The organism is Variovorax guangxiensis, from assembly GCF_003952165.1.
Taxonomy (GTDB): Bacteria; Pseudomonadota; Gammaproteobacteria; order Burkholderiales; family Burkholderiaceae_C; genus Variovorax; species Variovorax guangxiensis.
On record NZ_RXFT01000019.1, the window covers coordinates 1 to 26,177 of the forward strand.

A 26,177-nucleotide genomic window follows, 5' to 3' on the forward strand; every position below is an offset into this window, starting at 1 on the left:
CGCGAGATGAAGCGCACCGGCAAGGTGGTGGTCATCGGCTACGACTCGGGCAAGCAGCAGAAGAACGCCATCATGGACGGCAGCATGGCCGGGGCCATCACGCAGAACCCGGTGGGCATGGGCTACAAGACCGTCGAGATGGCGGTGAAGGCCGTCAAGGGCGAGAAGCTGCCGAAGATCGTGGACACGGGCTTCTACTGGTACGACAAGACCAACATCGCCGATCCGAAGATCGCCGCTGTGCTGTACGACTGATCCGCTGGCGAAGAAGGAACCCATGACCATCGTCCGCTCCATGCGCGTGCTCGACGTGCGCTTTCCCACTTCGCAGCATCTGGACGGCTCGGATGCGATGAACCCCGATCCGGACTACTCGGCGGCGTACGTCGTGCTCGAGACCGATCAGCCGGGGCTGGAGGGCCATGGGCTCACCTTCACCATCGGGCGCGGCAACGAGATCTGCTGCGCGGCCATCGAGGCGATGCGGCACCTGGTTGTGGGGCTGGACCTTGCATGGGTGGCCGAGGACATGGGGCGCTTCTGGCGGCACGTGACCTCCGACAGCCAGCTGCGCTGGATCGGCCCCGACAAGGGCGCGATCCATCTTGCTACGGGGGCGATCGTCAACGCGATGTGGGACCTGTGGGCCAAGGCCGAGGGCAAGCCCGTGTGGCAACTGGTAGCCGACATGTCGCCCGAAGAGCTGGTGCGCTGCATCGACTTCCGTTACATCACCGACTGCATTGCGCCCGACGAAGCGCTCGCGCTGCTGCGGGAGGCATCGAAGGGCAAGGAAGAACGCATCGCCACGCTCAAGGCCGAGGGCTACCCTTGCTACACCACTTCGGCGGGCTGGCTGGGCTATTCCGACGAGAAGCTGCGACGCCTTGCGCAGGAAGCGATAGACGCAGGTTTCAGCCACATCAAGCTCAAGGTGGGGCGCGACCTGCAGGACGACATCCGCCGCCTGAAGGTGGCGCGCGAGGTGCTCGGGCCCGACAGGCATTTGATGATCGACGCCAACCAAGTGTGGGAAGTGGGGCAGGCCATCGACTGGGTGCGGCAGCTCGCGTTCGCGAAGCCGTGGTTCATCGAGGAGCCCACCAGCCCCGACGACGTGGAAGGCCACCGCAGGATCCGCGAAGGCATCTCGCCGGTGAAGGTGGCCACGGGCGAGATGTGCCAGAACCGCATCATGTTCAAACAGTTCATCATGCGCGGCGGCATCGACGTGGTGCAGATCGACGCCTGCCGGCTGGGGGGCGTGAACGAGATCCTGGCGGTGATGCTGATGGCCGCGAAGTACAGGTTGCCCGTGTGTCCGCACGCGGGCGGCGTGGGGCTGTGCGAGTACGTGCAGCACCTGTCGATGATCGACTACCTCTGCATCTCGGGCACGCGCGAGGGCCGGGTGGCCGAGTATGTCGACCATCTGCACGAACATTTCGTGGAGCCCTGCGAGGTTCGCAACGCGGCCTACATGCCGCCGAAGGGCGCGGGCTTCTCAATCACGATGAAGCCCGAATCGCTCGAGCGTTATCGCTTTCACGGGTAGATCGAAGAAGAGAAAAGGAAAGGCATCGCGCAGTCATGGATCTGAATTTGAAAGACAAGGTGGTGCTAGTCACCGGTGGTGGCAGCGGCATCGGCGCGGCCATCTCGCTCACGCTCGCGCGCGAAGGGGCGGTACCAGTGATCTGTGGGAAGAATCCGCTGGATGCGGCGTTCGAGGAAGAACTGCACTGGCTGCAGCCGCGGGCTCGGTTTCAGCAGTTCGAACTGATGGAGGAGGCGGCTTGCGGCAAGGCCATCGCAAGCACTGTCGCTGAGTTAGGGCGCATCGACGGGTTAGTCAACAACGCGGGCGTGAACGACAGCGTGGGGCTCGAAGCGGGGCGTGAGGCGTTCATTGCGTCGCTGGACCGGAATCTCATTCACTACTACGTGATGGCTCATTTCTGCCTGCCGCATTTGAAGGCGAGCCGCGGGGCCGTCGTGAACATCTCGTCGAAGACTGCGCTGACGGGACAGGGCCATACCAGCGGCTATACCGCTGCCAAGGGCGCGCAGTTGTCGCTGACGCGGGAATGGGCGGCTTCGTTACTGGAGGACGGTGTGCGCGTCAACGCGGTGATTCCCTCCGAGGTGATGACGCCGCTATACCAACGCTGGATCTCAGCCTTCGACGAGCCCGACCGCAAGCTCGCCGCCATTACCGGCAAGATACCCTTGGAACGGCGGATGACGACACCGCAGGAGATTGCGAACACCGTGGTGTTCCTGCTTTCCGAGCGGGCCTCGCACACGACGGGGCAGTGGGTGTTCGTAGACGGCGGGTATACGCATCTGGATCGGGCGTTGACTTGATTTCTTGTTTTTTCATCGCCCGGAGATCAAGCGACCAGGCAATGCTGATAGCCCTCCAGTTACGCGCGCTGAACTTCTGCGCACCGGTGCAGCCCCAAGACCCATCAGCCGGCCACTTGCATGGACCCGCAAGCCTGTCGCGGAAGGGGCCCCCCACGGCTCTCAGTAGCCGAGTAGCGCCTCTCGCTAAAGGCGGTCTCGCACGCACTTGGCCGCACACGCAGCTCCAGTATTAGGGGTAAGGGTGTTGATTTCCATGGAATCCTGACCCACGGGGGCTGCGGACGAAAACTTGGACTACCAGGAGGTAGTTCGTGTATTCCTACGAAGATCGGATTCGAGCCGTTGAGCTCTACATCAAGCTTGGCAAACGCGTCAGACCCACCATCCGCCAGCTGGGTTATCCAACAAAGAATTCTCTGAAAGGCTGGTACAGCGAATACCAGCAGAAGCTCGACTTGCCAGCGGGCTATGCGGGCCGGAGACCCAAGTTCTCGCAGGAACAAAAAGCGGCAGCTATCGAGCACTACCTCACTCACGACCGCTGCATTGCGGCCACCATGAGGGCATTGGGCTACCCCGGCAGGGGGACGCTAACTGCCTGGATTCGCGAGGCCCTTCCTGAGGCCAGAAGGGCTGTCGTCGGCAGTACGGGGCGACGAAGATATTCCGGGGAGCTGATGCAAGCGGGAGTCATGGAGCTTTGCACGCGTGAGGCAAGTGCGCAAGCTGTGGCCGACAAGTTCGGTGTGTGCCGGCCAACACTGTACAACTGGAAGAATCAACTTCTGGGACGTGAGGCACCCGCATCCATGAAACGCACCAATCAATCTCCGTCCTCGCAAGAGCGCGACGAGCTCGAGCGCCAGGTCGAGGCGCTGCGCCGCGAAGTCAGGCAACTTCGCCTTGAGCAGGACCTCTTGAACAAGGCCAATGAACTGTTAAAAAAAGGCCTGGGCGTCGACCTGCAGCTCCTGTCCAACCGGGAGAAGACACTGCTGATTGACGCCCTCAGGGAGCACTATGGTCTGCCAGAGCTCCTTGCACAGTTGGATCTTGCGCGTAGTTCGTACTTCTACCATCGAGCCCGTGCAGCGGTGGGCGACAAGTACCTGAAGGTACGGCAATCCATCATCGACATCTTTGAGGCGAACCACCGCTGCTATGGCTACCGCAGGCTGCAAGCTTCGCTCACCAGGCAGGACGTCACGATCTCCGAGAAGGTCGTGCAGCGGTTGATGAAGCAGGAAAGCCTGGTTGTTCCAAAGCCCAGGAAGCGCAGATATGCGTCATACCTTGGCGAGATCAGTCCAGCACCTGAAAACCTCATCAACCGCGACTTCCAGGCCGCGGTCCCCAACGCGAAATGGCTCACGGACATCACGGAGTTCCAGATCCCGGCTGGCAAGGTGTACCTCTCGCCGATCATCGACTGCTTCGACGGAATGGTCGTCAGTTGGACCATTGGGACCAGTCCGGACGCCGAGTTGGTCAACACCATGTTGGATGCAGCCATTGAGACTGTGGCCGAAACGACTGACCGGCCCGTGGTCCACTCCGATCGGGGCGGCCACTACCGCTGGCCAGGTTGGCTATCAAGGATGAACGACGCGAACCTCACACGCTCGATGTCTCGCAAAGCGTGCTCACCTGATAACGCCGCTTGCGAAGGCTTCTTCGGGCGGCTGAAGAACGAGCTGTTCTATCCTCGGGATTGGAAGAACGCCACCATTGAGCAATTCATCGCGGCGGTCGACTCGTACATCCGCTGGTACAACGAGAAGCGGATCAAGATCTCCCTTGGCTCTCTCAGCCCTATCGAATACCGGGTGAGCCTTGGACTTGCGGCATAGAAACAGTCCAAGTTTTTATCCGCACCCCCAGTGGGTCACTTCTGGATGGAAATCAACAGTGCACAGCGCTGCCAGCGCTGCCAGCGCTGCCAGCGCAGCAAGCACTCTGCTTTCCGTCGCGACTGCACTCGCTGCTGCGGTTTCCCGCGCAACAGCGCTTTTTTCTGCATCTCCCACTCCTCATCCCCCGGGTGTTGTTGTTTCTCTTTAAAGGGAGCCCTCCAACTGTTGAACTCTCCGTCCCAACAGTAGGTAAAAGACATAGTGCGCGGGAGATGTGACAAAAACATTACAAACCAGGTCCGAACTGCTGAAGTGATCAGTGAAGCAAAAGCATGCCGAGAAGGATCCGGGAAATCACGAATCCAAGCGTGATTTCCATTTGGCGGTAGCAAACTTGAGTCCGTCCGCGTTTTTCGACACCGCCTACAGCCGGTGGGACGCAGGGAGCTCGCTAGATGGCGCGCAATCCGTGGCTCCAGTGTCTTCCGACTGCGACCTGGACGTCTCCCGTACGACTGCGCGCGAGGATGGGGATGCTACGTTTCCCCGTATCCCGACTGTCTGAGGTGTTAGGAATGTTCGAGCCCAGCGGCGGCGAAATTGCAGGCCAGACCCGCGACAATAGGGCAGAAAATCCTCGAAAGGTTAGCCCGACGCTTGCCCCACCTCGCAGGCAAACCATCGAAAGATGTTGGTCCGGCTTCGTCCTCCATCGCCAAGCCGTACAAACAGAAATCCCTGCTCCGCTTGGCCCAATGCGTCGACGGGAATGCCGGCGGCCCGCAGGGCATCGACCTCTGCGCCAGCGGCAATGTCGGACGGCAGCTTCAATGTGATGGTCGCGTTGTGTATCGTCCGCTTGGGCATTACTGTGCTTTCACCATGCTTGATGTCCGTGCAGTGGACTCCAAGATGGGATGTTTTCAGAATCCCGCATTCATAGGAGGTCGCCAAATTGCTGCTCGGTCAACCTCATGCGGAACGCGGCCCCTCATCCCATGAACAAGGGATTGGCACCGAGCTTTCTTTTGGTGAGCCTATCCGCGAGCGGAGACCTCTGCGCGAAAACCAAATGCCAATGCACAGTCTTGCTGCACACCACGGCATTTCCACCACGAGGAAACATCATGAAGAAGGCCATCCTGTTTGGAGTTTTGTGCATTGCTGTGTTTGCCTCGCCGCTGGCTATTGCCAAGGGCGGTGGAGGGGGGCGCATCGCGTATGGAGGGGGGCATCACTCCGCGAGCCACGGAGGCTCCTATTCCGGCGGGCAAGGCAGCTCGCATCGCGGTGGAACCTACCGGAACAGCAGGACCGGCAACCAATACGGGACCCACAAGTAGCCGTAGTCAGGAGCAGCGCGACGAATAGCCGCTCGCGAAAGATCAATCTGGAAAAGGCGCAATGCTGATGATGGATGCCTTGCCTCACTGAACTCGAAAGATCCATCAACCAAATGCGTCGCGGGGCGCGCGAAGTGAGACGCCGAGCGAAATTTCATTCACAACACAGCAAGAAATTGATTCGTGTCAGCATGGGTAGAGCATGAGCAACGAGTCCCAGATCCAAGAAGCAGGCTTCGCGCCAGAACAGGTGCCAGACGAACCCGTCGCGAGCTTGCAGCGGGAAGTCCAACGCAAGCTCGGGCGCTGCATGATTCGGCTGCAGCAGTATGAGCGCCTGATCAAGGCGTTGGCGGTCGACTTCGAGATCGCGGGGCCGTCCGATGAACTTGAGCAAATCCGGCGCAAGCGTGGTGAAGCCGTGTCCAAGCTGACGCTCGGGCAGTTGGTCAACGAACTCACGGGTACCTACTTGCAGCCACATCAGGCTGAAATGACACAGGCCGAATGGGATCCAGGTGACTCCAGCCGCATCTGGTTTCGGATGCAAACACGCATGACGCTGGACCAGGCGGACTACGATCAGGTCGTCAATGGCCTGAAAGAATTGGTCGGGCTCCGCAATGAACTCGTACACCATTTCATCGAGCGCTTTGACGTCTGGTCGATCCCTGGATGCCAGGACGCCGACGCATACCTGGAGACCAGCATGGTCAAGGTAGATGGTCACTATGCCCGATTGCGCCATTGGGCACTGTCGATGAATGAAGCGCGCCGAAGGATGGGGGCCTTCCTTGCGAGCCCGGCCGGCACCGACTTTCTGTTCGATGGAATCCACCCGGATGGCTCCGTCGACTGGCCCAATAGCGGCATCGTGCGCAGCCTGCGTGCGACCGCTGCGGAGGTAGCAGTTGATGGCTGGGCCAGTCTCGACCAGGTCATCGCAAAGATGAACCTCGATCATCCTGAGCAGACCCTCAAGCGCTACGGCTGCACGTCATGGCGCCACGTGCTGCACGAATCCAAGCAGTTCAAGGTCCGCCGCGAGCCAGGATCTGCCCAACACTTGGGCCGAACGGAGTTTCAGAGCTTTCCGACCCCTTGAAAAGCTGGTTGTGAACTCAGTATCAAGCAAGTCCTGCTGGTACCTCCGCCTTTCGTCTAGACGCAGAGAACGCTGATCCAAGCTCGCAATAGATCCGTGCGATTTAGTAAACGCACAGTGTTTGGAACGTTGCCGCGGTCTACACGGAGCCCACTCGCGCCTCTAATAGATCGACGAAAGCGCGTACTTTCGCGGGCCGGAAACGCGCCGCAGGGAACACCGCATGAACGCCGCCTGACGGCAGCCCCCAGTGCGGCAAGACCCGGATGAGTTGGCCGCCGTCCAAATCTTTCGCGACGGCATAGTCCGGGAGCACCGACAACCCTGCGCCTTGAAGGACGGCCTCTCGGACAGCCAGTGTGGCATCCAGCGAAATCGCCGGCCGCACCACAACGCTCTGTCGCTCAAGTTCGTTGCGGGAGAAACTCCAGCGGGTGGGATCGCGCAGCGCGGTGTTTGCCACGAAGGGCAAAGCTTCAATGTCTCTCGGCTCCTTCAGTCGCGCCACCTGCCGATGCCACGAAGAGACCGCCACCAGCAGTTGCCTGAACGCCCCGATCTGCCGCGCCTGCACATTCAGATCCGTCAGCCAGCCCACACGGATCGCCAGTTCCACCTGTCCCGACATCAGGTCGATCGACTGATCGCTCAATATCGCGTCCACCTTGCATTGCGGGTATCGTTGTGTGAACTCGGTGATGGCGGGGACAACGACGCTGATGCCGTAGTCCAGCGGCGCTGTCAGTCGAAGCGTGCCAGAAGGCTCTATTGCCACCTCGCCTAACTCGGCGAACGCACCCTCGGCCTCCTTGAGGATCAAGGCGCAGCGTCCATAGAAAGCTTTTCCGGCGTCCGTGGGCACGACCTTGCGGGTCGTTCGCGTCAGCAACGTCGTGCGGAACTCCCGCTCTAGCCGTGCCACCTGCTGGCTGACCACAGCCTTGGTGATACCCATTCGATCGGCGGCGGCCGTGAAACTGCCAGTCTCCACCACCGCCGCGAAGTACGCCATGCGCTTGAGATTCGCCAAATGGCTTGAGCCCGACTCACCTTGATTGTTTGCCATTGACATACAGACTATCTATTTCATCTCCCTTTATCTGTCAATTCTTGATTCTTACCATCCCCAATCAAACAAGCCCAACCCCTCAATGCACAAAACCCTGTACTACGTGTTTGACCCGTTTTGCGGCTGGTGTTACGGTGCCGGCGATACGGTCGTGGCCCTCGCCGGCATGCCCGGCGTCGAGCTGCAGTTGCTGCCCAGCGGTCTTTTCGCCGGCGAGGGCGCACGTCCGATGGACGACGACTTCGCCGACTACGCGTGGAGCAACGACCAGCGCATCGAGCGGCTGACGAAGCAACGTTTCAGCGAACGCTATCGCAGCGAGGTTCTGGCCGACCGCCAACAGATGTTCGACAGCGGCCCGGCCACTGTGGCACTGACGGCTGTCGCACTGACGGAGCCGAGCCGTGAACTGAACGCGCTCAAGGCCATCCAGCAGGCTCGCTATGTTGACGGGCAAGACATCACGCGACGAAACACACTGGTCGCCGTGCTGCAGACGCGTGGTCTTGAGCGGGCGGCCGCACGTCTGACCCATCCCGATGCTGAGTTGCTCGCGGCCAACCGTGCCCGCATGGACAAGGCTCATGCCCTCTTGAAGCAGTTTGGCGCGCGCGGCGTACCCACCTTCGTCTTGGAGAAGCACGGGCAACGCGAACTGCTGCATTCCAGCGATGTTTTCTCCAACCCACAGGCCTTTGTCGACCAAGTGGCAGCGGCCTGAATCCTCCGTTTTCCTCACGTCAGTTTTTCCACACAAGGACCATCATGATGACTCGCCGAGATTTCGTTCAGACCGCTACCGCTGCCGGTGCAGCCTCCGCCCTGGCTGGTTGCGCAGCCGTCGCCAGTCCCTCCGCTCCACTGCAGTGGAAGCACTTTCCTGCAGGCGACAAGGGGTTTTTCCGCGCCCCAGTGCTGCTTTCCGGCACCAAGGAAGCCATCCTCATCGACGGAGGTTTCTCGCTGCCCGATGGTCGAGCCGTGGCCGAGGCGATCAAGACTTCGGGCAAGACGCTGAGCACGATCTACATCAGCCAAAGCGACCCCGACTACTACTTCAGCTTGGGCCCGATCAAGGCCGCCTTCCCACAGGCGAAAGTGATCGCGTCCGCCGAAACCATCGCAGCCATTCGCGCCAACGCGCAAAAGAAGATCGACACCTGGGCCCCTCAACTCAAGGAGAACGGACCTCAAAAGCTGTCCGATATCGTCTTTCCCGAAGCCTTCGACGGTCCTTCACTGAGCCTGGAAGGCCACACGATCGAGATCGTGAAGGCGCAGGGCCTGGATAACCGCCGCTACCTGTGGGTACCGTCGCTCAACGCCGTGTTCGGCGGCGTGCTGATCTTCTCGGGCCTGCACGTGTGGACAGCGGACACCCCCACTGCTGCGTCGCGCGCAGCATGGATCAAGAACCTGGAAGCAATTGCCGCGCGCAAGCCGGCTGTGGTGATCCCGGGTCACCTGGCTGCCGACGGTGCACTGGACGTCTCGGCCGTGAACTACACCCGCGACTACCTGCTGGCTTTCGAGCAGGAAGTGGCCAAGGCTGCCAACAGCGATGCGCTGATTGCGGCCATGAACAAGCGCTACCCGAACGCCGGCCTGGCTCCTGCCCTGCAAATCGGCGCCAAGGTGGCCAAGGGCGAGATGAAGTGGGGCTAAAAGGCACCGCCGTGAGCACACCAAGCAACCTGGAGATCATCCGCGCTACTTACGAGGGGCCTTCGGAGGAAAATGGCAAGAATCTTCTCGCTGTGCTGGCGCCCGACGCCGCATGGACGGAAGCTGCAGGCTTCCCCTATGCCGGCACCTACGTCGGCCCCGAGCAGATCGTTGCCGGCGTATTCCATCGACTCGGGACGGAGTGGGAGAGTTACCAGGCCAAAGTCCACACGTACCTGGCCGACGGTGACAACGTGGCTGCCTTCGGCGTCTACTCGGGAATCTACCGCCGGACCGGCAAGGCCATGACCGCAACCTTCGCACACCTCTATCGCCTTAAGGAAGGCAAGATCGTGAGCATGGAGCAGTTCGTGGACAGCCATATGGTTCAGCAAGCACTGTAGACTGCTTGAACCAGCGGGGGGCATCGATACGGTGTCATTCGATCGCTCTGACATCGTCTCGATCTGGATTCGCTATCGATATGCCATGAGGCACGATATCGAGGCTACGTTGAGGCGCACATCTTCTCAAGCAGATAAACCAGCGCGATACGCTCAGCCTCATTGAGGGAGCCGAGCGTTTGTTCGGTGATATCTTGTGCCACGCCTATAACCTGTTCGAGCAACTGCGCTCCCGCGGGAGTGAGCGAGACAGCCAGTTTTCGCCTGTCCGAAGGATCTTCCCCAACATCGATCAGCTTCCTCGATGACAGGCGATCGACCACGCCCCGTATCGTTGCCTGGTCAATGAAAGTTTGCGCCACGATCTCATTGAGCGAGCATGAGCCCAAATCCCGGATGGTGCAAAGGGCGACAAACTGAGGCATGGTCAGTTGAGAATCGGGAATGCCCTGCTGGAAGATCGATACGTGGCGCTGATAAGCGCGGCGCAGTTGGTGGCCGACTTGTTGCGTCACCTGGTAGCCCGCAGAAGGCGGATTTCCGGCTGTGCCGGCCGGCTTCACGGAAAGATTGGCTGCAACCTCAGAGGAACTGTCCTCGACGTGAACACGGCTTTTCTGCGACGGCTTGGTAGAGCGTGGCCGCGCGGTCTTTACTTGAATCGAGCGCATGCGTTGGATTTTATTGCCTCGGGCTTTTTCGAGCCGAGGCCGTCCAATTCCTCGTCTAGCGACCATGCGTTGGCGCACCATGTGCAGGTGCAGCTCTCACGCGCGCCGCCTGCGCCTCAAGGTTCTCCCATTGCGGCCTCTGGGGCGCAAAGCGTTGGCGCATGTAGCCGGCTAGCTCTGCAATCTGAGTGTCGTCGAGTGCGTCGCGAAAAGCTGGCATGAAGCCCAACTCCTGGGTCGCTGGATGACGCACGCCATCCAAAATGGTCCGCAGCAGGTTGTCTGGCCGATCGCTGGTCAATTGGCTGTTGAGCGCCAAGGGAGAATTGACGCCCAGAAGCGTGGGGCCGTTGCCATCGTGATGGCAGGAGCCACAGGCCGTTTCAAACATGCGCTGAGGCTGACCGAGGAGGCGCTGCCTGCTCTGGGAGGCAGTCTTGATCGCTTCTGCCGCAACCCTATCCAAGTCGACTTGCGGGGGCGTATATGAAGCCAGATAGGTTGCCATCGCACGAATGTCTTCATCAGGGAGATGCCGCATCTCCATCACGACCTCCGCCATAGGCCCGCCAGCCACACCATGCCGCGGCGAATGGCCTCGGCGAAGATACTTGTAGAGTGCATCTGCGTCCCAAGGTACGGCAGACTTCGAAAGCGCAGTAAGTGCGGGAGCTTCCCATCCATCAATCATTGCGCCAGACAGGAATGCACTTCCGGTCTTTTCCGCGCCCAGCGTGTTCCGTGGGGTATGGCATGCACCGCAGTGACCAAGGCCGTTGACGAGGTATGCGCCGCGGTTCCACTCTGCACTACGGGCCGGATCTTCGCGATAAGGTTGGCTCTCGTGAAATAAAGCGTTCCATCCTGCGAGCAGCGGCCGTAGATTGAACGGGAAGCGCAGATCGTTGGAGGGCGTCGGCGCCTTCACTGCGGGAAGCGACATGAAATAGGCATAGAGTGCCTGCAGGTCGTCATCGCTGGTCTTCGCAAATGCCGTGTAAGGGAAGGCTGGGTACAAGTGACGGCCATCCCTGGAAAGACCCTCTCTCATCGCGCGTTGAAATGCACTGAAGGACCAGCGTCCCAAGCCTGTTTCGGGCTCAGGCGTGAGGTTCGTGGTGTGGATGGTCCCGAAAGGCGTTTCCATGGCACGGCCACCCGTGTTCGGCTTGCCACCTGGCGCGGTATGACAGACGGCGCAATCACCAGCGGCAGCCAGAATTCGACCACGTTCGATGGTGGCCGCGCTGTACACGGGGGCACTGAAGTTCACCGGTGCGATGGCGGATCGCGAACCAAGCAGTCCTGCAAAGACACCTACAGCTCCTACGACCACTGCGACTGCTCCTGCCCACAGACCTTTGCGACGAGGAAGTTGAGCGTCAGCGGGCAACTCGACTGAAACCGTGCGGGTCGTCGCCGACATTGGTTCAGCGGCTGGATCATGCGGCAGCGCGCTTATGGCAGCCAGCACCTTTTCAGGCGTGAAAGGCGGCTCACGCAGTCGCACGCCGGTAGCATCGAATATTGCATTTGCAATTGCCGCCGTACCCGGCACCGAAGCAGACTCGCCGGCGCCCAAAGGCGGCTCGCCAGGGCGAGGCATCTGGAGCACCTCGATGACCGGCACCTCGCGGAAATTGATAATGGGATAACTGCCCCACTCTCGACTGGCGACGACACCCGTCGGCAGCACACCCGGCAACCTCTCGCTCGCCGATGAATGAGACGAAACCGGTGCGAAACGCAGTTCCTCCTTCAATGCTCGGCTTGTGGCCTGGATGACGTTCCCATGAATCTGGTGTTCCACACCCGCCGGGTTGATGGTCAGCCCCGCGTCGTGTCCAACCACGACGCGGCGCACATGGACCTCGCCCGTCTTTCGATTGACCTCCACATCCGCAACCCAAGCTGCCCAGGCAGCGCCGAAGCCTGGCCATGCGCTGTGGATGTAGCGCGCATAGGCAAAGCCTTGACCAAAAAGGATATCGCCACCAGCCCCCAAACCGCCGTCGGCGTTTTCTTGCGGTCCTGTACGCCAACGCCAACCCGCTTTTTGCGCAGTGGCTCGAATCAGATCTGTCGCTCGCGGGTCGCGTAGATGGCGCAGGCGGAATTGCACGGGATCCACACCTGCAGCCGTCGCCAGCTCATCGATGAAGCTCTCGTGCGCGAAGGAATTGGGTAGCGCCGATACTCCGCGCAGCCACGAAGCTCGCACGATAGGGGCCATATCGTTGACCTTCACGCGCAGGTTCTCGTACGCGTACGGGGGACTTGCAGTTCGGTCCCCCATCTCGTAGGCCTGTGCCCTGGGCTCGACAGCTCGGGTAAGCAGCAGGGCCAATGTTGGGGCGCCGTTGCTGGGGTAGGAGGTCTCAAAGTCATAGGCAGCGATGCCACCTTCGGGCGACAATCCACCCGCGACCTCCATCAGCTGTGCCGTTCCTTTGGGCTCCCACTGGTGCTCCTGTTCTCGGGTAAGCTGAACCCGTACAGGCGCACCGGCCCCACGTGCGAGCAGCGCGGCGTCGGCCGCCACGTCGTCTGCACCATTGCGCCCATAGCAGCCAGCAGCCTCCATGCGCACGACATCCACCTCGGTGTCCTGCAGGGCCATCAACTTCGCTAAATCAGCGCGCAAGATATGTGGGTTCTGCGTGCCGGCCCATACACGAAGCCTCGATCGGCCGTCTTCCGGCTCCCACTGAGCAACCGCGCACGAAGGACCGATGGATGCATGGAGTTGGTAGGGCCACAGGTAGGTACGCCGCATCGTTTCACTGGTTGCCAGCGCTGTTTCGATGTCGCCCTCATCCACCAATACGCGCTGCGTGGCTGGATTGGCACGGATGGCGTCGGCAATCCGTTCATTGCCGTTCAAATCGGGCATCGATGGCCAGGATTTCCATGCCACGCGCAGTTCGCGTGCCGCTTGCTCGGCATGTTCTTCACGCTCTGCCACCACGCCAACGAAGTCGCGGATCACCACCACTGCACGAATGCCTGGAATATGGGAAATGGAGGATTCGTCAACCGACTCCAGTGTGTTGCCAATGAAGTCGCCGTGGTCCGCGCCAGCATAGGGTGGGCGTACCACGCGACCATGCAGCATGCCTGGCAGCCGCATGTCGTGCACAAAGGTAAGTTCGCCCGCGAGCTTGGCCGGAATGTCGACGCGCGATTGAGCGGTCCCGACGATCCGGTAGTCCTCCGGAGATTTGGTCTTTGCACCCGAATCCAGTTTCAGCACGGTGCGTTGACCAGCTACCAGCGCTCCGAACGTCAAATGATGCGTTGATTTCTCGCGCACACGCACCACGCCCAAACGAGCCTCAAGTGCCTCCGGAGCCTCATCCAGCAGTTCACTTGCACGTTGGATCAGCCACGCTCGTGCCTGGGCTGCCGCCAATCGCAACGGCTGCGCATGAATCTGGATGGAAGAACTGGCGATCGTCGCCCCCTGGTTAGGCACTAAAGCCGTGCTGCCCAGCACCATGTGCACGCAGTTCAACGCCAGGTCCAGTTCCTCAGCCACGATCTGCGCCAGCGCGGTCTGGATGCCCGTTCCCAGGTCCACATGCCCGTTCAGCGCGCTGACACTGCCGTCGTCCCACACGACCAGGAGTACCTCGTCTCCCTCAGCAGGATTGCCCGGTACCGCCGCAGGTTGACCTCTGACCGGCGCGGGCGCTGCCGGCGTCTCTCGCGCGATAACAAGCACGCCTGCGGCTTGCAGGTAGTCCGCCCGACTGCGCGGCGTACAGGCGCGAAGCGTTGTATCCGTCACTGCTCTGCTCCGTCTGTCATCCGCATTGTTGCGATCTCCACCGCGCGCAGGATCTCAAGATGTGTGCCACAACGACACAGATTCCCAGATAGCTCGGCTCGGATCTTTTCCGGACTGGGTCGCTTCTCTCGCTGCAGAAGCGCAGCTGCCTGCATCACCATTCCATTCAGGCAGTAGCCGCACTGGGCGGCCTGAGCTTCTTCGAATGCCCGCTGCACGGGGTGAAAGTTCTGCCGTCCGCCAAGCCCCTCCAGTGTTGTGACTTTGCGTCCAGACACGCCGTGCGCCGGTATCACGCAAGCACGTGCGGCGACGCCATCTACATGCACGGTGCATGCGCCACACTGTCCCAGCCCGCAACCGTACTTCGGCCCGTTCAATCCGAACTCATTGCGCAGCAAATGAAGCAATGTCGCTTGGGCCGACACCTTCGCTTCAACGGCTCGACCATTCACGATCAACGACAGCACTTCAGATGCTCCTTGGAATTGGCCGAGATTTGTGCCCAGTATTGCCGCGTGCATTTCTTAGAAAGCCAGGTCAAACCCAGCTTCCATTTCAACTTGCAGCACCTGTCGCGCAGGCCGCAGCGATTGCCGCGACCGCGTCTTCCAACGGCATGACCGCGGCATACTTCTGCGCCATGTCGAACAGGTTGGCCTGATGCGGCCCGATCGCCCGATCGCCGACGCAATCCGAGACCACCAAGGGGCGAAAGCCCGCTTGCATGGCATCCACAACACTGGCGCGCACGCAACCGCTGGTGGTAGTACCCGCGATCACCAGCGTCTGGACACCTCGCTGACTCAGCCACGGAGCGAGCATCGTGCCGTAGAAGGCGGAAGGCGTGCTTTTTCGCACCACATACTCGCCATGCTTCGGAGCGAGTTCCGGAACGATCGCGCTGTCATGGCTATGCTCCTTGAGCGCGAGCATGCCAGGCACCTTCAGACAGAAGATGTTCGTATCGGCATCGTCGTCGGAGAATACGATCCGGCTGTGCGCGATCGGCCAACTTTGCTCTCGAGCATGAGACAGCAACTGCTTCGTTTGCGCAATCGCCTCGGGAATATTCCCCCCACCAAAGACCAAGGGGTCGGCGAACCCGTTCACGAAGTCGATGATCAGAAGTCCAAACGGCGGCTTCAACGGCAACGGGGCACCAAAGCCTTGGCGGGCATACGCGGAGACGTCGCCCGAAACACCTTCTGCCGCCACGGTTTGCTGGAAAGGAGCCGAACTCATATGGCCTCCTTGAGCATCTTCCCGCGAGCCAATCCTTCGGTGTCCTGAACCACCCCGTCCACAACCACAGGCTCTCCGTCCAGCTTGACCGTGCACCGACGCATCGGAATATCGATGTGACAGGCCGTTGTGCGCGAGCCGCCTGCCTCATTGTTCGGGCCCAGCGAGAACAGAAAATTTCCCTCAAAGGCGCGCCCATCCATCCCAATAGTGGCCTCGCGGTTGTACTGAGCGAGCGTGGACCAGTGAGCACGTGGCTGTAGTCCCCAGCCGATGTGTGACATGGCGTAAGCCTCGGGGTCGTTGAAAGATGCCATGTATTCAGACAGCAGATCCGCGTGCAAACCGCCCGTGATCGAACGCGCATACCCCTCGCGGACGATGATCTCGATCGGGTCAGTGATATAGCACTTCATCGGCAGCAGGATGTCGCCTCGATCGAGGACGATGCGCCCCTCCGTGCCACCTTCGTTCGGCCACGTCAGGGCGAAGCCGCTAGGCCAGTGGTCCCAGCGTCCAGGTTCGTCGACAAACCCATACTCCGCGATGGCTGGAAACTCGCCCATCGTGCATCGCAACTCAGTGCCCGCTTTGGAAGAGATCCTCATTTCTCGTGCCTGCCGGATGCGATCGGTGGCCCGGAGCACGCGCGTTCGGTCGGCTTCCGTCGGGACGATGCGGCAAAGAACTTCCGGCGGCTCGACCGCCAACAGGATCTTTGTACCGGTCTGGAGGATCTCATGCTGCTCAGGAGAAAACAGCAAGGTCATGAGGTCCAGAACCAGGTCGCTGGCCTTGAGTGCCGCGATCGCGGCAGGATTGCCCGTCAGGGGAGTCGTGCCCAGATAGGACAGCGCGTCGCGGCTCAACGCCTTCTCGGCATTCACGGGAGGAAGGTCCAATCGGTTGACTCGTGCCCCAAGATCACTCGCCGCAATCACGGCACAACGCAACGTCTGTGGATGCGTGTCCGCTCCTGTCAGTACTGTGACCGTCTGTCCTTGCTTGAGCCGGGACAGCGTCAGAACCTGTTTCCAAGCCCGAATGAGATCAATATCGCTTACCGACATGATTTGTTCCTTCGAAGAAGTGAGATAGAACTTCGCACTTGGAGTCAAACCAGAGAGCGACCTAGAAAGTCGCCGAATGCAGCATAGAAGCCCGGCTCGTTGTCCCACGGGATCATGTGACCCGCGTTGGGAACCCGAACGTGCAGGGTTTGAGATGCCAAGGAGGTCCATTCGTCGACATCTTCGTCACGCACGACATCGCCGCGCTCGGCGGTCATCAGCAGCATGGGATGACCGATGTGCGGAAGGTCCGAATGAATGTCGTCGCGACCAAAGTCTTCAAAGCTCCGAACGATCGCCGGCTCGAAGCACGTGTGAAGCCATTGCGCGCGAAGCTGCAACTGTTCCTCTGTCCATGTCGGACAGAACGCGCGCATATCCTGCGCGGACATCCCCTGCGCAGCCTGTCGGATCGAATCGACATACCAAGGCAGCTTCGCGGGATAGGCTCGTCGGCCTGGGCCCGAGACGGGCGGGTCGACGATCACCAGCCGATCCAGGCCTTCGGGATTGGCGCGTGCGGCACGTACTGCGATGCGCCCCCCCATGGAATGGCCCACCAGCGCGTAACGCTTCAACCCCAGAGCGTTCGCCAACGCGACCACATCGCCCGCCTGAGCGTCGAGACTGTAGTCAAGGCCTTCGCCAGATGAGGACAAGCCACGTCCGCGCACGTCGAGCACATAGGTGTCGAACTTGCGCCCGAACTGCTCCGCCACAAACCCCCAGGTCACCGCTGGGCTGGTGATGCCCGGGATGATGATCACGGCGTCGCGCTCGCCGTGCTCGGTATCCCCCCCTCCGAAGCGAAGATAGTGCTGTCGAATTCCATTGGCGCACACGTGCCCGCCATAGAGATAAGTGCTCGTCATGGTGATGTTCTCCATCTTGGGGTTCAAGCGTTCGGCACGTAGGCGCCGGACAGGAGCGCGCCAGCGCCAGGCACCACGGGCGGCAGTCCGAGTTCCGTCAGGATGGCGTAGGTCGTGGCGATGGAGGCGGTGACAACGGGCTTGCCCGTCAGCGCTTCTACTTTGGCTACCGCCGGTAGCGAAGGCATCTGTACACAGGCCGACAGCACGATCACATCGGCATCCGCGTAGTTCATGGTCGACACGATGTCGGGCAGCTTGGCGGGGTCATGTCGACCGACATCCAGGTTGTCAGGTATCTCCAGGGCCCGCCAATCCACGATCTCGAAGCCTTCGTTCGCGATGTAGTCCATCACGAGTCGCGTCAAAGGAATCATGTACGGCGCGACCAAGGCGATTTTCTTGGCGCCCATGACTTTGAGTGCATTGACGAGCGCGCCGGCGCTGGTGATGACCGGTGCCGTCGCACCGTTGGCTGCGGTGCACTCCGTCAGGCGCTTCTGCGATATGCGGTGATATCCGTGGCCCATCGCCATGATGGCCACCAGACACGCGTAGCCGAGCACGTCCACCTGCGCATCGCTGAGCTCCATGGCGCACCGGTCACTTTCGGCGTCCATGGCAGCCAATTCATCCTTTTCCACCTTTTTCATTCGCATCCGGCTGGAGTGGAACGTGAATCGATCGTTCGGATAGAGATGCGAGTGCGCCTGCAGCATCGCGGGCACTTCGGTTTCCATGGTCGTGTTCGAGCTGGGCACGATCTGGCCGATACGTAAATGTCTGGTCATGAGAAGGCTCCTGGTGCAGATAATTAAAGCGTAGACACTCTATTACAGCAACCGCCCAGGACACATTCAAGTACGGGTTTGCACCTATTTTCCTAAGCCAACACAGAAATAGACTTCGATTAATTCAAGTGTATACGCTCTGTTTTGTGCAGCGTATACGCTCGATAGATCCATTTCTGCAAGTAACCCCGTGCTCAAGGAGAAACACTCATGCCTCAACAATCCCGGATAGCCGTGATCGGCGCTGGACTTGGCGGCGCCGCCGCCGCCGCACTGCTGCTCAAAGCCGGATTCAACGTCCGGGTTTATGAACAAGCTCCGTCCTTCTCTCGCTTGGGCGCGGGCATTCACGTCGGCCCGAACGTCATGAAGATCATGCGACGCATTGGCATCGAAGATGCGATGAACCGCGAGGGATCGCATCCGGACTACTGGTACAGCCGTCATTGGCAGACAGGCGATGTCATGGCAAAGATTCCGCTGGGTGACCACGCGATCAAAGAGTACGGCGCAAGCTACCTGACCGTGCACCGCGGGGATTTCCACGCCCTGCTCATGGAAGCGCTGCCTTCGAGCGCCGTCTCCTTTGGCAAGCAACTGACCAAAGTCGACGACCGTGGTGATGTTGTGCGACTGGAGTTCGCTGACGGCTCGACGGAGGAAGCGGACCTCGTGGTAGGCGCCGACGGGGTGAATTCATGCATCCGCGAGGCACTGCTGGGCGTGGAGCCGCCAAAATACGCCGGCTACCTGGCCCATCGCGCCGTGTTTCCGACTCCACCCGTCAAACCGGGAATGCTGCCCTTTGATGCCTGCGTGAAGTGGTGGAGCGAAGACCAGCACATGATGACCTACTTCGTCACGAGCAAGCAGGACGAGATCTACTACGTCACCGGGGTGCCCGCGAATCAGTGGAATCTCAACGATCGCTGGCTACCAAGCAGCAAGGACGAGATGCGAGAGCTCTACAAGGGGTGGCATCCGACGGTTCAGGCGCTGATCGAAAACACGAAGGAGGTAACCAAGTGGTCGTTGCTCGAGCGGGATCCGCTGCCCCTGTGGAGCCAAGGCCGCCTGGTTCTCCTGGGCGACGCCTGCCATCCCATGAAACCGCACATGGCTCAAGGCGCGGCCATGGCTATCGAAGATGCTGCCATGCTTGTGCGCTGCCTTGAGGAAGTCGGCGTATCCGACCATAGATTGGCCTTCGAACTGTACGAAGCCAATCGCGCCGAGCGCGCCAGCAAGGTGCAACGGATCTCGCACGACAACACATGGCTGCGAACGAACGAAGACCCTGCATGGTGCTTCGGATACGACGTGTTCAATGTCCCGCTGGTTGAGCCGGCGACCGCAGCGTTGTAGCCCTTGACGACGTCGGGCGGCCGAGCTTCTCTTGCAAAGGTTTCGGATCCCCCACTACTTCTGGTCGCGCACCGTACAAGCCGCGCGACTGTGTCTTGCTCTATCCAAACTGCCATTGACCCAGCGGCAATTGCAGACTCCGAGTTCACAACCCAATTGAGACAGAGGAGACGATCATGTCTTCGTCCGCAATCACAATTCCCGTTCCAAATCAGGCCCCCACTGCATCGCTCGGGCGGCAACGCTCGAATTCGACAACCATCACCATCGAGGAAGGAATTCGGGCCGCGGGGGTTGGCCGATTCCAGTACAGGCTATTTGCCATCTTCGGCTTGGTGTGGCTCGCAGATGCAATGCAGGTGCTGTCGATCGGGTTTACCGCCCCATCGATCGCAGCCACATTCGGCCTCGCTGTGCCCGCAGCTCTGCAAGTCGGTACCACGTTCTTCATCGGCATGCTGATCGGGGCATTCGTGTTCGGCCGCCTGGCCGACCGGATCGGACGCCGGCCCGTGCTGATGATTGCCGTGATCATTGACGCGATATGCGGTATCGGGTCCGCCTTTGCCCCGGAATTCCAGTGGCTGCTCGTGCTTCGTTTCCTGACCGGCATCGGGGTGGGCGGCACTTTGCCCGTGGACTACACAATGATGGCCGAATTCCTTCCCTCCGACCGACGGGGGCGGTGGCTTGTCCTGCTCGAGTCGTTCTGGGCTGTCGGCACCATCTTGCTCGCAGTATTGGCTTTGGCTGCGCTGTCGCATGGCCACGATGCGTGGCGTGTAATCTTCTTCGTCACGGGGCTGCCCGCACTGATCGGCCTTTTCATGCGCCTTTTCGTCCCCGAGTCACCCCTTTTCCTGAATCAATCAGGTCGTTCGGAAGAAGCGCGCGCGGTGCTTCAACGTGTAGCCGTGGCCAACGGCGTGCAAGTGCATATCGCCCCCCTCGAACCACAGCAGAAGGAACGCAAGTCATTCTTTGCACTGTTTGACGCGGAATGCCGACGTCGCAGCATTTGCCTGCTGGCCGCATGGATGTTGATCTCGGTCGCCTACTACGGTGTTTTTGTCTACCTCCCAGTGAAACTGTCCGGAGAGGGTTTTGGTTTCATGCGGGGTCAAGTGTTCTTGATCTTTCTCGCCCTCGTTCAACTTCCCGGCTTCGCGCTCTCGGCTTACGGGGTAGAGCGATGGGGTCGCAAGCCCACCTTGATCGGCTTCCTGCTTCTCAGCGCCTTCGGATGTTTGCTCTACAGCCTCGGCCAATCGACGACAGTCGTTGTCGGCTCGACCTTGCTTATGAGCTTCTCCCTTCTTGGGACCTGGGGCGCCCTGTACGCCTTCACTCCGGAGGTATATCCCACCGCTTTGAGAGCCAGTGGAATGGGGATGGCAGGTGCAATGGCACGCTTCGGTGGATTGTTTGCACCTGCGATCATTGCACCAATCATGGCGACACAGTTCACCATGGCACTGATTCTTCTTTCTTCGTTCCTTGCAGTTGCCTCCGTGGCAATCTGGATGGTGGATATCGAATCGAAAGATCGGGCACTCGAGTAACGAGCGGCTCACCGCCTCAAAGAACGAACCAGCGCGGCCTGTCGTCCTCCAGCACAAAGGGGACAGACCGCCCTGCCAAGCTCAGCCGAAATCCCGGAATTCCGCGTGAAGCAGATGGCACCATGAAAAGCGCCGCAGAAGATCGCCGGACCATTCCCGGGCACGGTCAACGCTCTCCGAGAGAGAAGTAATGCTGCAAGTGCAGTTGCTCACGTCCTGAATCACATGGGACATGATGCCAACTCAAGCGCCCGAAAGGAGGAGTCCACCTGAAAGCTGTGTATTGACCATGAACATCGGCTGCGCCCATCTCAAGCAATCTCGCGCAATCTCTACGACGCGTAGCGTGCGCCAAGGCCGCCAATTTCGGATAGCCCAGGGCAGCCTTTGGATGTCATCTGACCCACAAAGCCTTGCCGGAGCTCTAGATGATCTCCTTGGCCATCGCGTGAAGCGTGCGGCGCATCGCCTCGCGTTGCTGCTTGCTGAACCGATGGAAGTTGAGTAAATCAAGCATCGCGATGCCATCCAGCGCTGCAACAACTACCATCGCGATCCCGGTCTGAGAGCCAGACTGCGTGAAGTCGCTGTAGGTACGGCTGTACAACTGGCGCACCGGCCCAAGCAGATGCGGGTAGCTGGATGCAGCCGCGAGCAGATTGCCCATCAGTTGCTTTTCTTCTGATGACCTTTCGAAGGTATCGTCGATCAATGCCCGCAGCAACGCTCCCTTGGTGTTTCCCGCCTTGGCCGCGTTGATCCGACTTCCCTGATCCAACTCGTCGACCATCGTCTGCACGAGTGCGCCCAGCAGATCGTCTTTGGTCTTGAAGTGATAGATCAGGCCGCCCTTCGTAACACCGGCCATGGCGGCGACCCCTTCCAGAGTCAGTTCCTGGACGCCCTGCGTTGAAACGATCTTGGCGGCGGCATCAATGAGTCGCTGCTTGGAACTGTTACGCGTCGATGAATGTGGCATGGCTATTCGGATTATTGAAAATGTACTATACATACAGTATAGTAATCAAAACACATTAAAACCTGGGGCGTTCGCCCCACGGAGATGCTTCTCACGCCACTGATATTTGTTGGTGGCCACATCGGGCTCATGTCGAGACTCACATGAATGTTAAAGAGGTGATAGTGATACCGAAAAAAGCCAATCGAGCGCGTCGCAAAGACTGATGGCGCATCGATCCTAAGCGAGTCCGCCGGTCTCGCAGCCCCGTCTTGGTGCGAATGCACATCTCTAGTGCATGCTTTGTTGTGTGAACTTATCGAGGCAGACCGGCGAGTCTTTTCATCATCGCGTCGGAGAAAGATTGCAGCCCACGAAGCCACGACTCATCAGGCGGCAAGCAGCAACATCAGTGGTAGTGCTCTCTTGCGCAAACTCCCCGCAAACCGATTGCGGATCACAACTCAGGCAGCAAGAGTTCTTGCCAGCACTGGAGAGTTCGGTCTAGGCGCAAGTGGTACTGAGGCCCGCATTCGCACCTTGGGTTGTTGATCAAATCGGACGACTGCTGAAGCGCAAGTTCATGGCAGCGACCGGCCGCCTGTCGATCCATGCCCTCCAGCGCGATGCACCGGGAAGGTCAGGTCAGCCTTCGCTGCCCAACACGTACTCAGGATTCGGATGCTGGATGAGTACAGGTAGACGCATAGAGAAAGTAAACCCGCAAAGGTCGTCACCTGCTGGAAATGGATAACTGCTGTACGAAATCCTCTGTAGTAATACAGGTCTGCGGAAGTGACAATTTGTGAACGAAACACTCGAGTGAATCCACCATTTGGACAACATATGCTTCCGCTCAGGCTTGGGGTACATCGCGTGCCGGCGATCGAGCGCGTCGTGATTCAAACCATTGTTCGCTTATCTGCGCACGATACAGATTTTGCTTGGCTCCTGGTAGATGCACCACCGTATGACGCGTTGCTGGTTGACGAAACCACGGTCGGAGGCATGGATGACATTTCTCGCTTAGCGAGAGTGATTATCAGGCTCACTCGTGCAGGCGCGAGTGAGTACCCGGATGTTTTGGAGCGCCCCATCCGTGCCGAAAAGCTGCAGCAGTTGCTGAAGCGCATCGGAGATAACTTGCACGGAGAGCGACTTCCGCATTCGGGAGCAGGGGGCGAGGAAATGAAGATCGAGGTTTCCGATTCGGTGCGCTTCATGCTTCGTCGTTGGCCTTCTGCGCTGCTGCTAGGCAATGACCCGGGAAAGGTACGGATGGCGAGTTTGCTCGTGCGACGCGAATTAAATGCAATCGAGTTGGCCGAACTCAGCGAACAGTCTCTTTCCCAATGCGCGACGTTCTTGCACGCACTGAGACAGGCCGGCGTGCTCGAGCTGTATCCCGAAGTGATTGTTCCGCGAGGACAAAGACACATCGATCTTCCGACTCAGACCCGCTCGCCGGCCATTCACCTTGGACGCGGCTTCTTCAAAAGTATCCGACGCCGGCTTGGCCTTTTTTCAGCATGAAGGAGTACAAGATCCTCTTCACGGGTGCCGTCGGTGCCGGAAAGACGACAGCGATCGGTTGCGTGAGCGAAACCGCGCCGATAGTCACCGACGTTGCTAACACCGATACATCAATAGCAAAGGCGAGCACGACAGTCGGCCTGGATTTCGGCTGCTTTACGCTGGAGAACGGTGATCGTGTTCGGATGTTTGGAACTCCGGGTCAAACGCGTTTTCAGTTCTTGTGGGAGATCCTCGCCAAGAATGCCTTAGGCGTGGTCATCCTCATAGACAACTCCAATCCGGATCCCTTGGGAGAGCTATCCATATATCTAGATGGATTCGCCGAAACATTGAAGCTCTTGCCCTGCGTGATTGGGATTGGTCGCATGGAAACTCATCCCGCGCCGACACTGGATGCCTATGCCGAGCGAATTCTTGCGATGGGGCGAGTGCTCCCACTTCTCGCCGTGGATGTCCGCCGGAAGGAGGACGTGACCCTTCTGATCGACACGCTTCTGGCGCAGCTGGAAGCCGACATGTTAGGGACTGCAGAGTGAACGCGACAGCTCTTCCTAATGCTGCAACTTTGCTGATGCGACGCGAAGTACAGAAGCTATTCGATGAACTGAATGGCGTGACAGCCGTAGTCGTTACGACCATAGATGGCTATGACGTGGCTTCTGCGACCCGAGGCTTCGTGGACCCTTCCCGTGTCGCCGCGATGAGCAGTTCGATCGCCGCAATCGGTCAGGTCGTTTCGCAAGAGGCTCAGATTGGGCCCAACAGAACCATGATGATAGTGACGGAGCTGGGCCTCGCAGTTTTTCACAGGGTCCACAGAGCCGACGGTGAACTCATCATCAGCGTGCTGGCGCGCGAGGACGCTGTTCTTGCGCTGGTCGCCCATCGTACCTCTCAGTTGGCCAAGATGCTCACCGATGCATAGCTTCACGAGATATCGCTTGGTACTTCCGAAATCATCCCTGCGCATCTCGCGGCAAGGCTCTCACATCTTTTAATCGGAGATTCAGTTGGCATCGATCAAACAAACACTCACCGAAATCCTGACCATTGAAGGCGCGATTTGTGCAGCCGTCGTCGATTCCGGGAGCGGCATGATTCTTGGGTCCGAGGGATCAGGCGTAGACATCGAGATGGCGGCTGCCGGCAACACAGAGGTTGTCCGGTCGAAATTGAAGACCATGAGATCCCTAGGCTTGGACGATGTGATCGAGGACATGCTGATCACCCTGGGCAAGCAATATCACATCATCCGCCCATCTGCCTCCAAGGACGGAGTCTTCCTCTATGTCGTGCTGGACAAGCAGCGAGCCAATCTGGCATTGGCCCGCCGCAAGACCCTCGACGTGGAAAAGCAAATGGCTTTTTAAGTCGACGACTCGTTTCGACCGAGGTACACATCCACATGCTTCATCCGGACTTCAGACTTGAACGTTCTTCACTACTGATCCCAGTTCAGAGAACCGAATGCTCGACTTCAATGAAATAGCCATGTTCGTCAATGTCGTCGACGCGGGCAGCTTTGCCGAGGCCGCTCGACGTCTTGGCGTTCCGGCGAATACGTTGAGTCGACGCGTGCAGTGGCTCGAGCAACGTTTCGGTGTCCGGCTTATGCACCGCTCAACGCGCCAGTTGTGCCTGACAGAGGCAGGGCGCGAATTCTATGAACAGTGCAGCAGTTCGATTCGAGACATTTCGCTTGCCGGCAAGCAGATGCTTGAAGGCAAGGGAGTGCCTTCAGGATCAGTGCGCATTGCGGCCCCCGTAGGCTTCTTCAAGCCGGAATGGGTAGCGGACTTCCTTGCCGAGTACAACCAAGTAAAACTCGAGTTCAAGCTGAGCGATGCCGCCGTCGATCTGATCGCGGAACGCATCGATGTTGCCTTTCGCGAAGGTCACTTGCCCGACTCAAGTCTTGTCGCCCGCAGAATCGACAAGGCATTTGGAATTCTGGTGGCGAGCCCGTCCTACGTCCGCTCCCGAGGAATGCCTCCAACGGTATATACGCTGGCTGATCACGACTGCATCGTTCTGCCGCATCCGGCCAGATGCCGAAGATGGTTGCTGATGGGGCCGGAGGGGCCCGTGGGGATTGAGGTCAATGGTCGCCTCAGTGTCGACAATCATGAAGCCATGACAACCTCAGCGTTGGCGGGCATGGGCATAGCTTTGATCCCGGCCATACTCGCCGTGGACCACGTACGCGAAGGGCGGCTTGTCCACGTTCTACCCGACTATCGGCGAGAGAACGAAGGCTTGTATGCCATTCTGCCAAGTCGCAATCACCCCCCTCTTGCCGTGGCACTGTTCATCGATTTCGTGGCACAACGCCTTGCCCATTTCTGGAAGGAGAGAGCCCCAGCAATCGAAGCACCGGCTGTCGAGCTTGCCTGATTGGGAGACATCGTCCAGGTCGCATGTAGAGAGAACGGCTGCGGGAAGTCGAACGCTTCTATGCGCACAGAGGCTGCTCACTGAAGGTGAAGAGTTCATCTGCAGTACAGGGAC

General features: G+C 59.5%; 26 protein-coding genes. 16 read left to right on the top strand and 10 right to left on the bottom strand.

All coding sequences use genetic code 11. From position 1 onward, the window contains the following. The 4 genes from EJP67_RS29635 to EJP67_RS29650 form a co-directional block, all read left to right on the top strand. Positions 1-255: substrate-binding domain-containing protein (locus tag EJP67_RS29635; RefSeq protein WP_165909740.1), on the top strand; the 255-nt coding region annotated here is incomplete at its 5' end. Positions 256-277: 22 nt separating this feature from the next. After that, a complete protein-coding gene (locus tag EJP67_RS29640) occupies positions 278-1,555 on the top strand; it encodes an L-fuconate dehydratase (RefSeq protein WP_126025299.1) in 1,278 nt (425 codons plus the stop codon). Positions 1,556-1,590: 35 nt separating this feature from the next. Then, positions 1,591-2,367: an SDR family oxidoreductase gene (locus EJP67_RS29645; protein WP_126025300.1), complete on the top strand. Its 777-nt coding sequence runs from the start codon at positions 1,591-1,593 to the stop codon at positions 2,365-2,367. 314 nt (positions 2,368-2,681) lie between these two features. Further along, entirely contained in the window at positions 2,682-4,220 is a 1,539-nt protein-coding gene (locus tag EJP67_RS29650; protein ID WP_126025301.1) for an IS3 family transposase, read from the top strand. Between the two features lie 35 nt (positions 4,221-4,255). Here EJP67_RS29650 and EJP67_RS33755 read toward each other — a convergent pair whose 3' ends face one another. Next, positions 4,256-4,483 (bottom strand): hypothetical protein, encoded by a 228-nt coding sequence (locus tag EJP67_RS33755; RefSeq protein ID WP_165909741.1) that lies wholly within the window; start codon positions 4,481-4,483, stop codon positions 4,256-4,258. Between the two features lie 867 nt (positions 4,484-5,350). On the opposite strand from EJP67_RS33755, the gene EJP67_RS29660 reads away from it, so the two are divergent. Further along, a complete protein-coding gene (locus EJP67_RS29660) occupies positions 5,351-5,566 on the top strand; it encodes a hypothetical protein (RefSeq protein ID WP_126025302.1) in 216 nt (71 codons plus the stop codon). 202 nt (positions 5,567-5,768) lie between these two features. Beyond that, positions 5,769-6,671: an OST-HTH/LOTUS domain-containing protein gene (locus EJP67_RS29665; protein WP_126025303.1), complete on the top strand. Its 903-nt coding sequence runs from the start codon at positions 5,769-5,771 to the stop codon at positions 6,669-6,671. Between the two features lie 139 nt (positions 6,672-6,810). Here the strand turns inward: EJP67_RS29665 and EJP67_RS29670 are convergent, their stop codons facing one another. Continuing rightward, complete coding sequence (locus tag EJP67_RS29670) at positions 6,811-7,743, bottom strand: LysR family transcriptional regulator (RefSeq protein WP_126025304.1); 933 nt, start codon at positions 7,741-7,743, stop codon at positions 6,811-6,813. A gap of 79 nt (positions 7,744-7,822) precedes the next feature. On the opposite strand from EJP67_RS29670, the gene EJP67_RS29675 reads away from it, so the two are divergent. Genes EJP67_RS29675 through EJP67_RS29685 form a run of 3 tightly spaced genes read left to right on the top strand, consistent with a single transcriptional unit; the run spans position 7,823 to position 9,809 of the window. Continuing rightward, the gene (locus tag EJP67_RS29675) at positions 7,823-8,461 is read left to right on the top strand and encodes a DsbA family protein (RefSeq protein WP_126025305.1); all 639 of its coding nucleotides are present in this window, start codon (positions 7,823-7,825) and stop codon (positions 8,459-8,461) included. A 44-nt stretch (positions 8,462-8,505) separates the two neighbouring features. Further along, positions 8,506-9,405, top strand: coding sequence for an MBL fold metallo-hydrolase (locus tag EJP67_RS29680; RefSeq protein ID WP_126025306.1), 900 nt, complete (start codon positions 8,506-8,508; stop codon positions 9,403-9,405). A gap of 11 nt (positions 9,406-9,416) precedes the next feature. After that, complete coding sequence (locus tag EJP67_RS29685) at positions 9,417-9,809, top strand: nuclear transport factor 2 family protein (protein WP_126025307.1); 393 nt, start codon at positions 9,417-9,419, stop codon at positions 9,807-9,809. Between the two features lie 104 nt (positions 9,810-9,913). Here the strand turns inward: EJP67_RS29685 and EJP67_RS29690 are convergent, their stop codons facing one another. Genes EJP67_RS29690 through EJP67_RS29720 form a run of 7 tightly spaced genes read right to left on the bottom strand, consistent with a single transcriptional unit; the run spans position 9,914 to position 18,248 of the window. After that, the gene (locus tag EJP67_RS29690) at positions 9,914-10,480 is read right to left on the bottom strand and encodes a MarR family winged helix-turn-helix transcriptional regulator (protein ID WP_126025308.1); all 567 of its coding nucleotides are present in this window, start codon (positions 10,478-10,480) and stop codon (positions 9,914-9,916) included. A gap of 55 nt (positions 10,481-10,535) precedes the next feature. Further along, the gene (locus tag EJP67_RS29695; protein WP_126025309.1) at positions 10,536-14,270 is read right to left on the bottom strand and encodes a molybdopterin cofactor-binding domain-containing protein; all 3,735 of its coding nucleotides are present in this window, start codon (positions 14,268-14,270) and stop codon (positions 10,536-10,538) included. Further along, on the bottom strand, positions 14,267-14,794 hold the full coding sequence (locus EJP67_RS29700) for a (2Fe-2S)-binding protein (protein ID WP_126025310.1): 528 nt from the start codon (positions 14,792-14,794) through the stop codon (positions 14,267-14,269). The genes EJP67_RS29695 and EJP67_RS29700 overlap by 4 nt, the downstream gene beginning before the upstream one ends. Before the next feature lie 34 nt (positions 14,795-14,828). Next, positions 14,829-15,515, bottom strand: coding sequence for an isochorismatase family protein (locus EJP67_RS29705; RefSeq protein WP_126025311.1), 687 nt, complete (start codon positions 15,513-15,515; stop codon positions 14,829-14,831). After that, complete coding sequence (locus tag EJP67_RS29710) at positions 15,512-16,585, bottom strand: 2,5-dihydroxypyridine 5,6-dioxygenase NicX family protein (protein ID WP_126025312.1); 1,074 nt, start codon at positions 16,583-16,585, stop codon at positions 15,512-15,514. The genes EJP67_RS29705 and EJP67_RS29710 overlap by 4 nt, the downstream gene beginning before the upstream one ends. A 44-nt stretch (positions 16,586-16,629) precedes the next feature. Then, positions 16,630-17,457: an alpha/beta fold hydrolase gene (locus EJP67_RS29715; RefSeq protein WP_206169580.1), complete on the bottom strand. Its 828-nt coding sequence runs from the start codon at positions 17,455-17,457 to the stop codon at positions 16,630-16,632. A 23-nt stretch (positions 17,458-17,480) separates the two neighbouring features. Beyond that, positions 17,481-18,248 carry a maleate cis-trans isomerase family protein gene (locus EJP67_RS29720; RefSeq protein ID WP_126025314.1) on the bottom strand — a complete coding sequence of 256 codons (768 nt, stop codon included), beginning with the start codon at positions 18,246-18,248 and terminating at the stop codon, positions 17,481-17,483. 210 nt (positions 18,249-18,458) lie between these two features. Here EJP67_RS29720 and EJP67_RS29725 point away from each other — a divergent pair, with 210 nt between their 5' ends. Both EJP67_RS29725 and EJP67_RS29730 read left to right on the top strand, forming a co-directional pair. Next, positions 18,459-19,613 (top strand): FAD-dependent monooxygenase, encoded by a 1,155-nt coding sequence (locus tag EJP67_RS29725; RefSeq protein ID WP_126025315.1) that lies wholly within the window; start codon positions 18,459-18,461, stop codon positions 19,611-19,613. A 176-nt stretch (positions 19,614-19,789) separates the two neighbouring features. Beyond that, positions 19,790-21,175: an MFS transporter gene (locus tag EJP67_RS29730; RefSeq protein ID WP_126025316.1), complete on the top strand. Its 1,386-nt coding sequence runs from the start codon at positions 19,790-19,792 to the stop codon at positions 21,173-21,175. 424 nt (positions 21,176-21,599) lie between these two features. Here EJP67_RS29730 and EJP67_RS29735 read toward each other — a convergent pair whose 3' ends face one another. Continuing rightward, positions 21,600-22,154 (bottom strand): TetR/AcrR family transcriptional regulator, encoded by a 555-nt coding sequence (locus EJP67_RS29735; protein WP_165909742.1) that lies wholly within the window; start codon positions 22,152-22,154, stop codon positions 21,600-21,602. 825 nt (positions 22,155-22,979) lie between these two features. Between EJP67_RS29735 and EJP67_RS29740 the strand changes: the two genes are divergently transcribed. The 5 genes from EJP67_RS29740 (at position 22,980) to EJP67_RS29760 (ending at position 26,063) form a co-directional block, all read left to right on the top strand. Beyond that, on the top strand, positions 22,980-23,666 hold the full coding sequence (locus EJP67_RS29740) for a hypothetical protein (RefSeq protein ID WP_126025318.1): 687 nt from the start codon (positions 22,980-22,982) through the stop codon (positions 23,664-23,666). Further along, entirely contained in the window at positions 23,663-24,205 is a 543-nt protein-coding gene (locus EJP67_RS29745; protein WP_126025319.1) for a GTP-binding protein, read from the top strand. Before EJP67_RS29740 ends, EJP67_RS29745 begins: the two co-directional genes overlap by 4 nt. After that, a complete protein-coding gene (locus tag EJP67_RS29750; RefSeq protein ID WP_240650824.1) occupies positions 24,202-24,594 on the top strand; it encodes a roadblock/LC7 domain-containing protein in 393 nt (130 codons plus the stop codon). Before EJP67_RS29745 ends, EJP67_RS29750 begins: the two co-directional genes overlap by 4 nt. Before the next feature lie 85 nt (positions 24,595-24,679). Next, complete coding sequence (locus EJP67_RS29755; RefSeq protein ID WP_126025320.1) at positions 24,680-25,039, top strand: hypothetical protein; 360 nt, start codon at positions 24,680-24,682, stop codon at positions 25,037-25,039. A gap of 97 nt (positions 25,040-25,136) precedes the next feature. Then, positions 25,137-26,063, top strand: coding sequence for a LysR family transcriptional regulator (locus tag EJP67_RS29760; RefSeq protein ID WP_126025321.1), 927 nt, complete (start codon positions 25,137-25,139; stop codon positions 26,061-26,063). Positions 26,064-26,177: the final 114 nt, after the last annotated feature.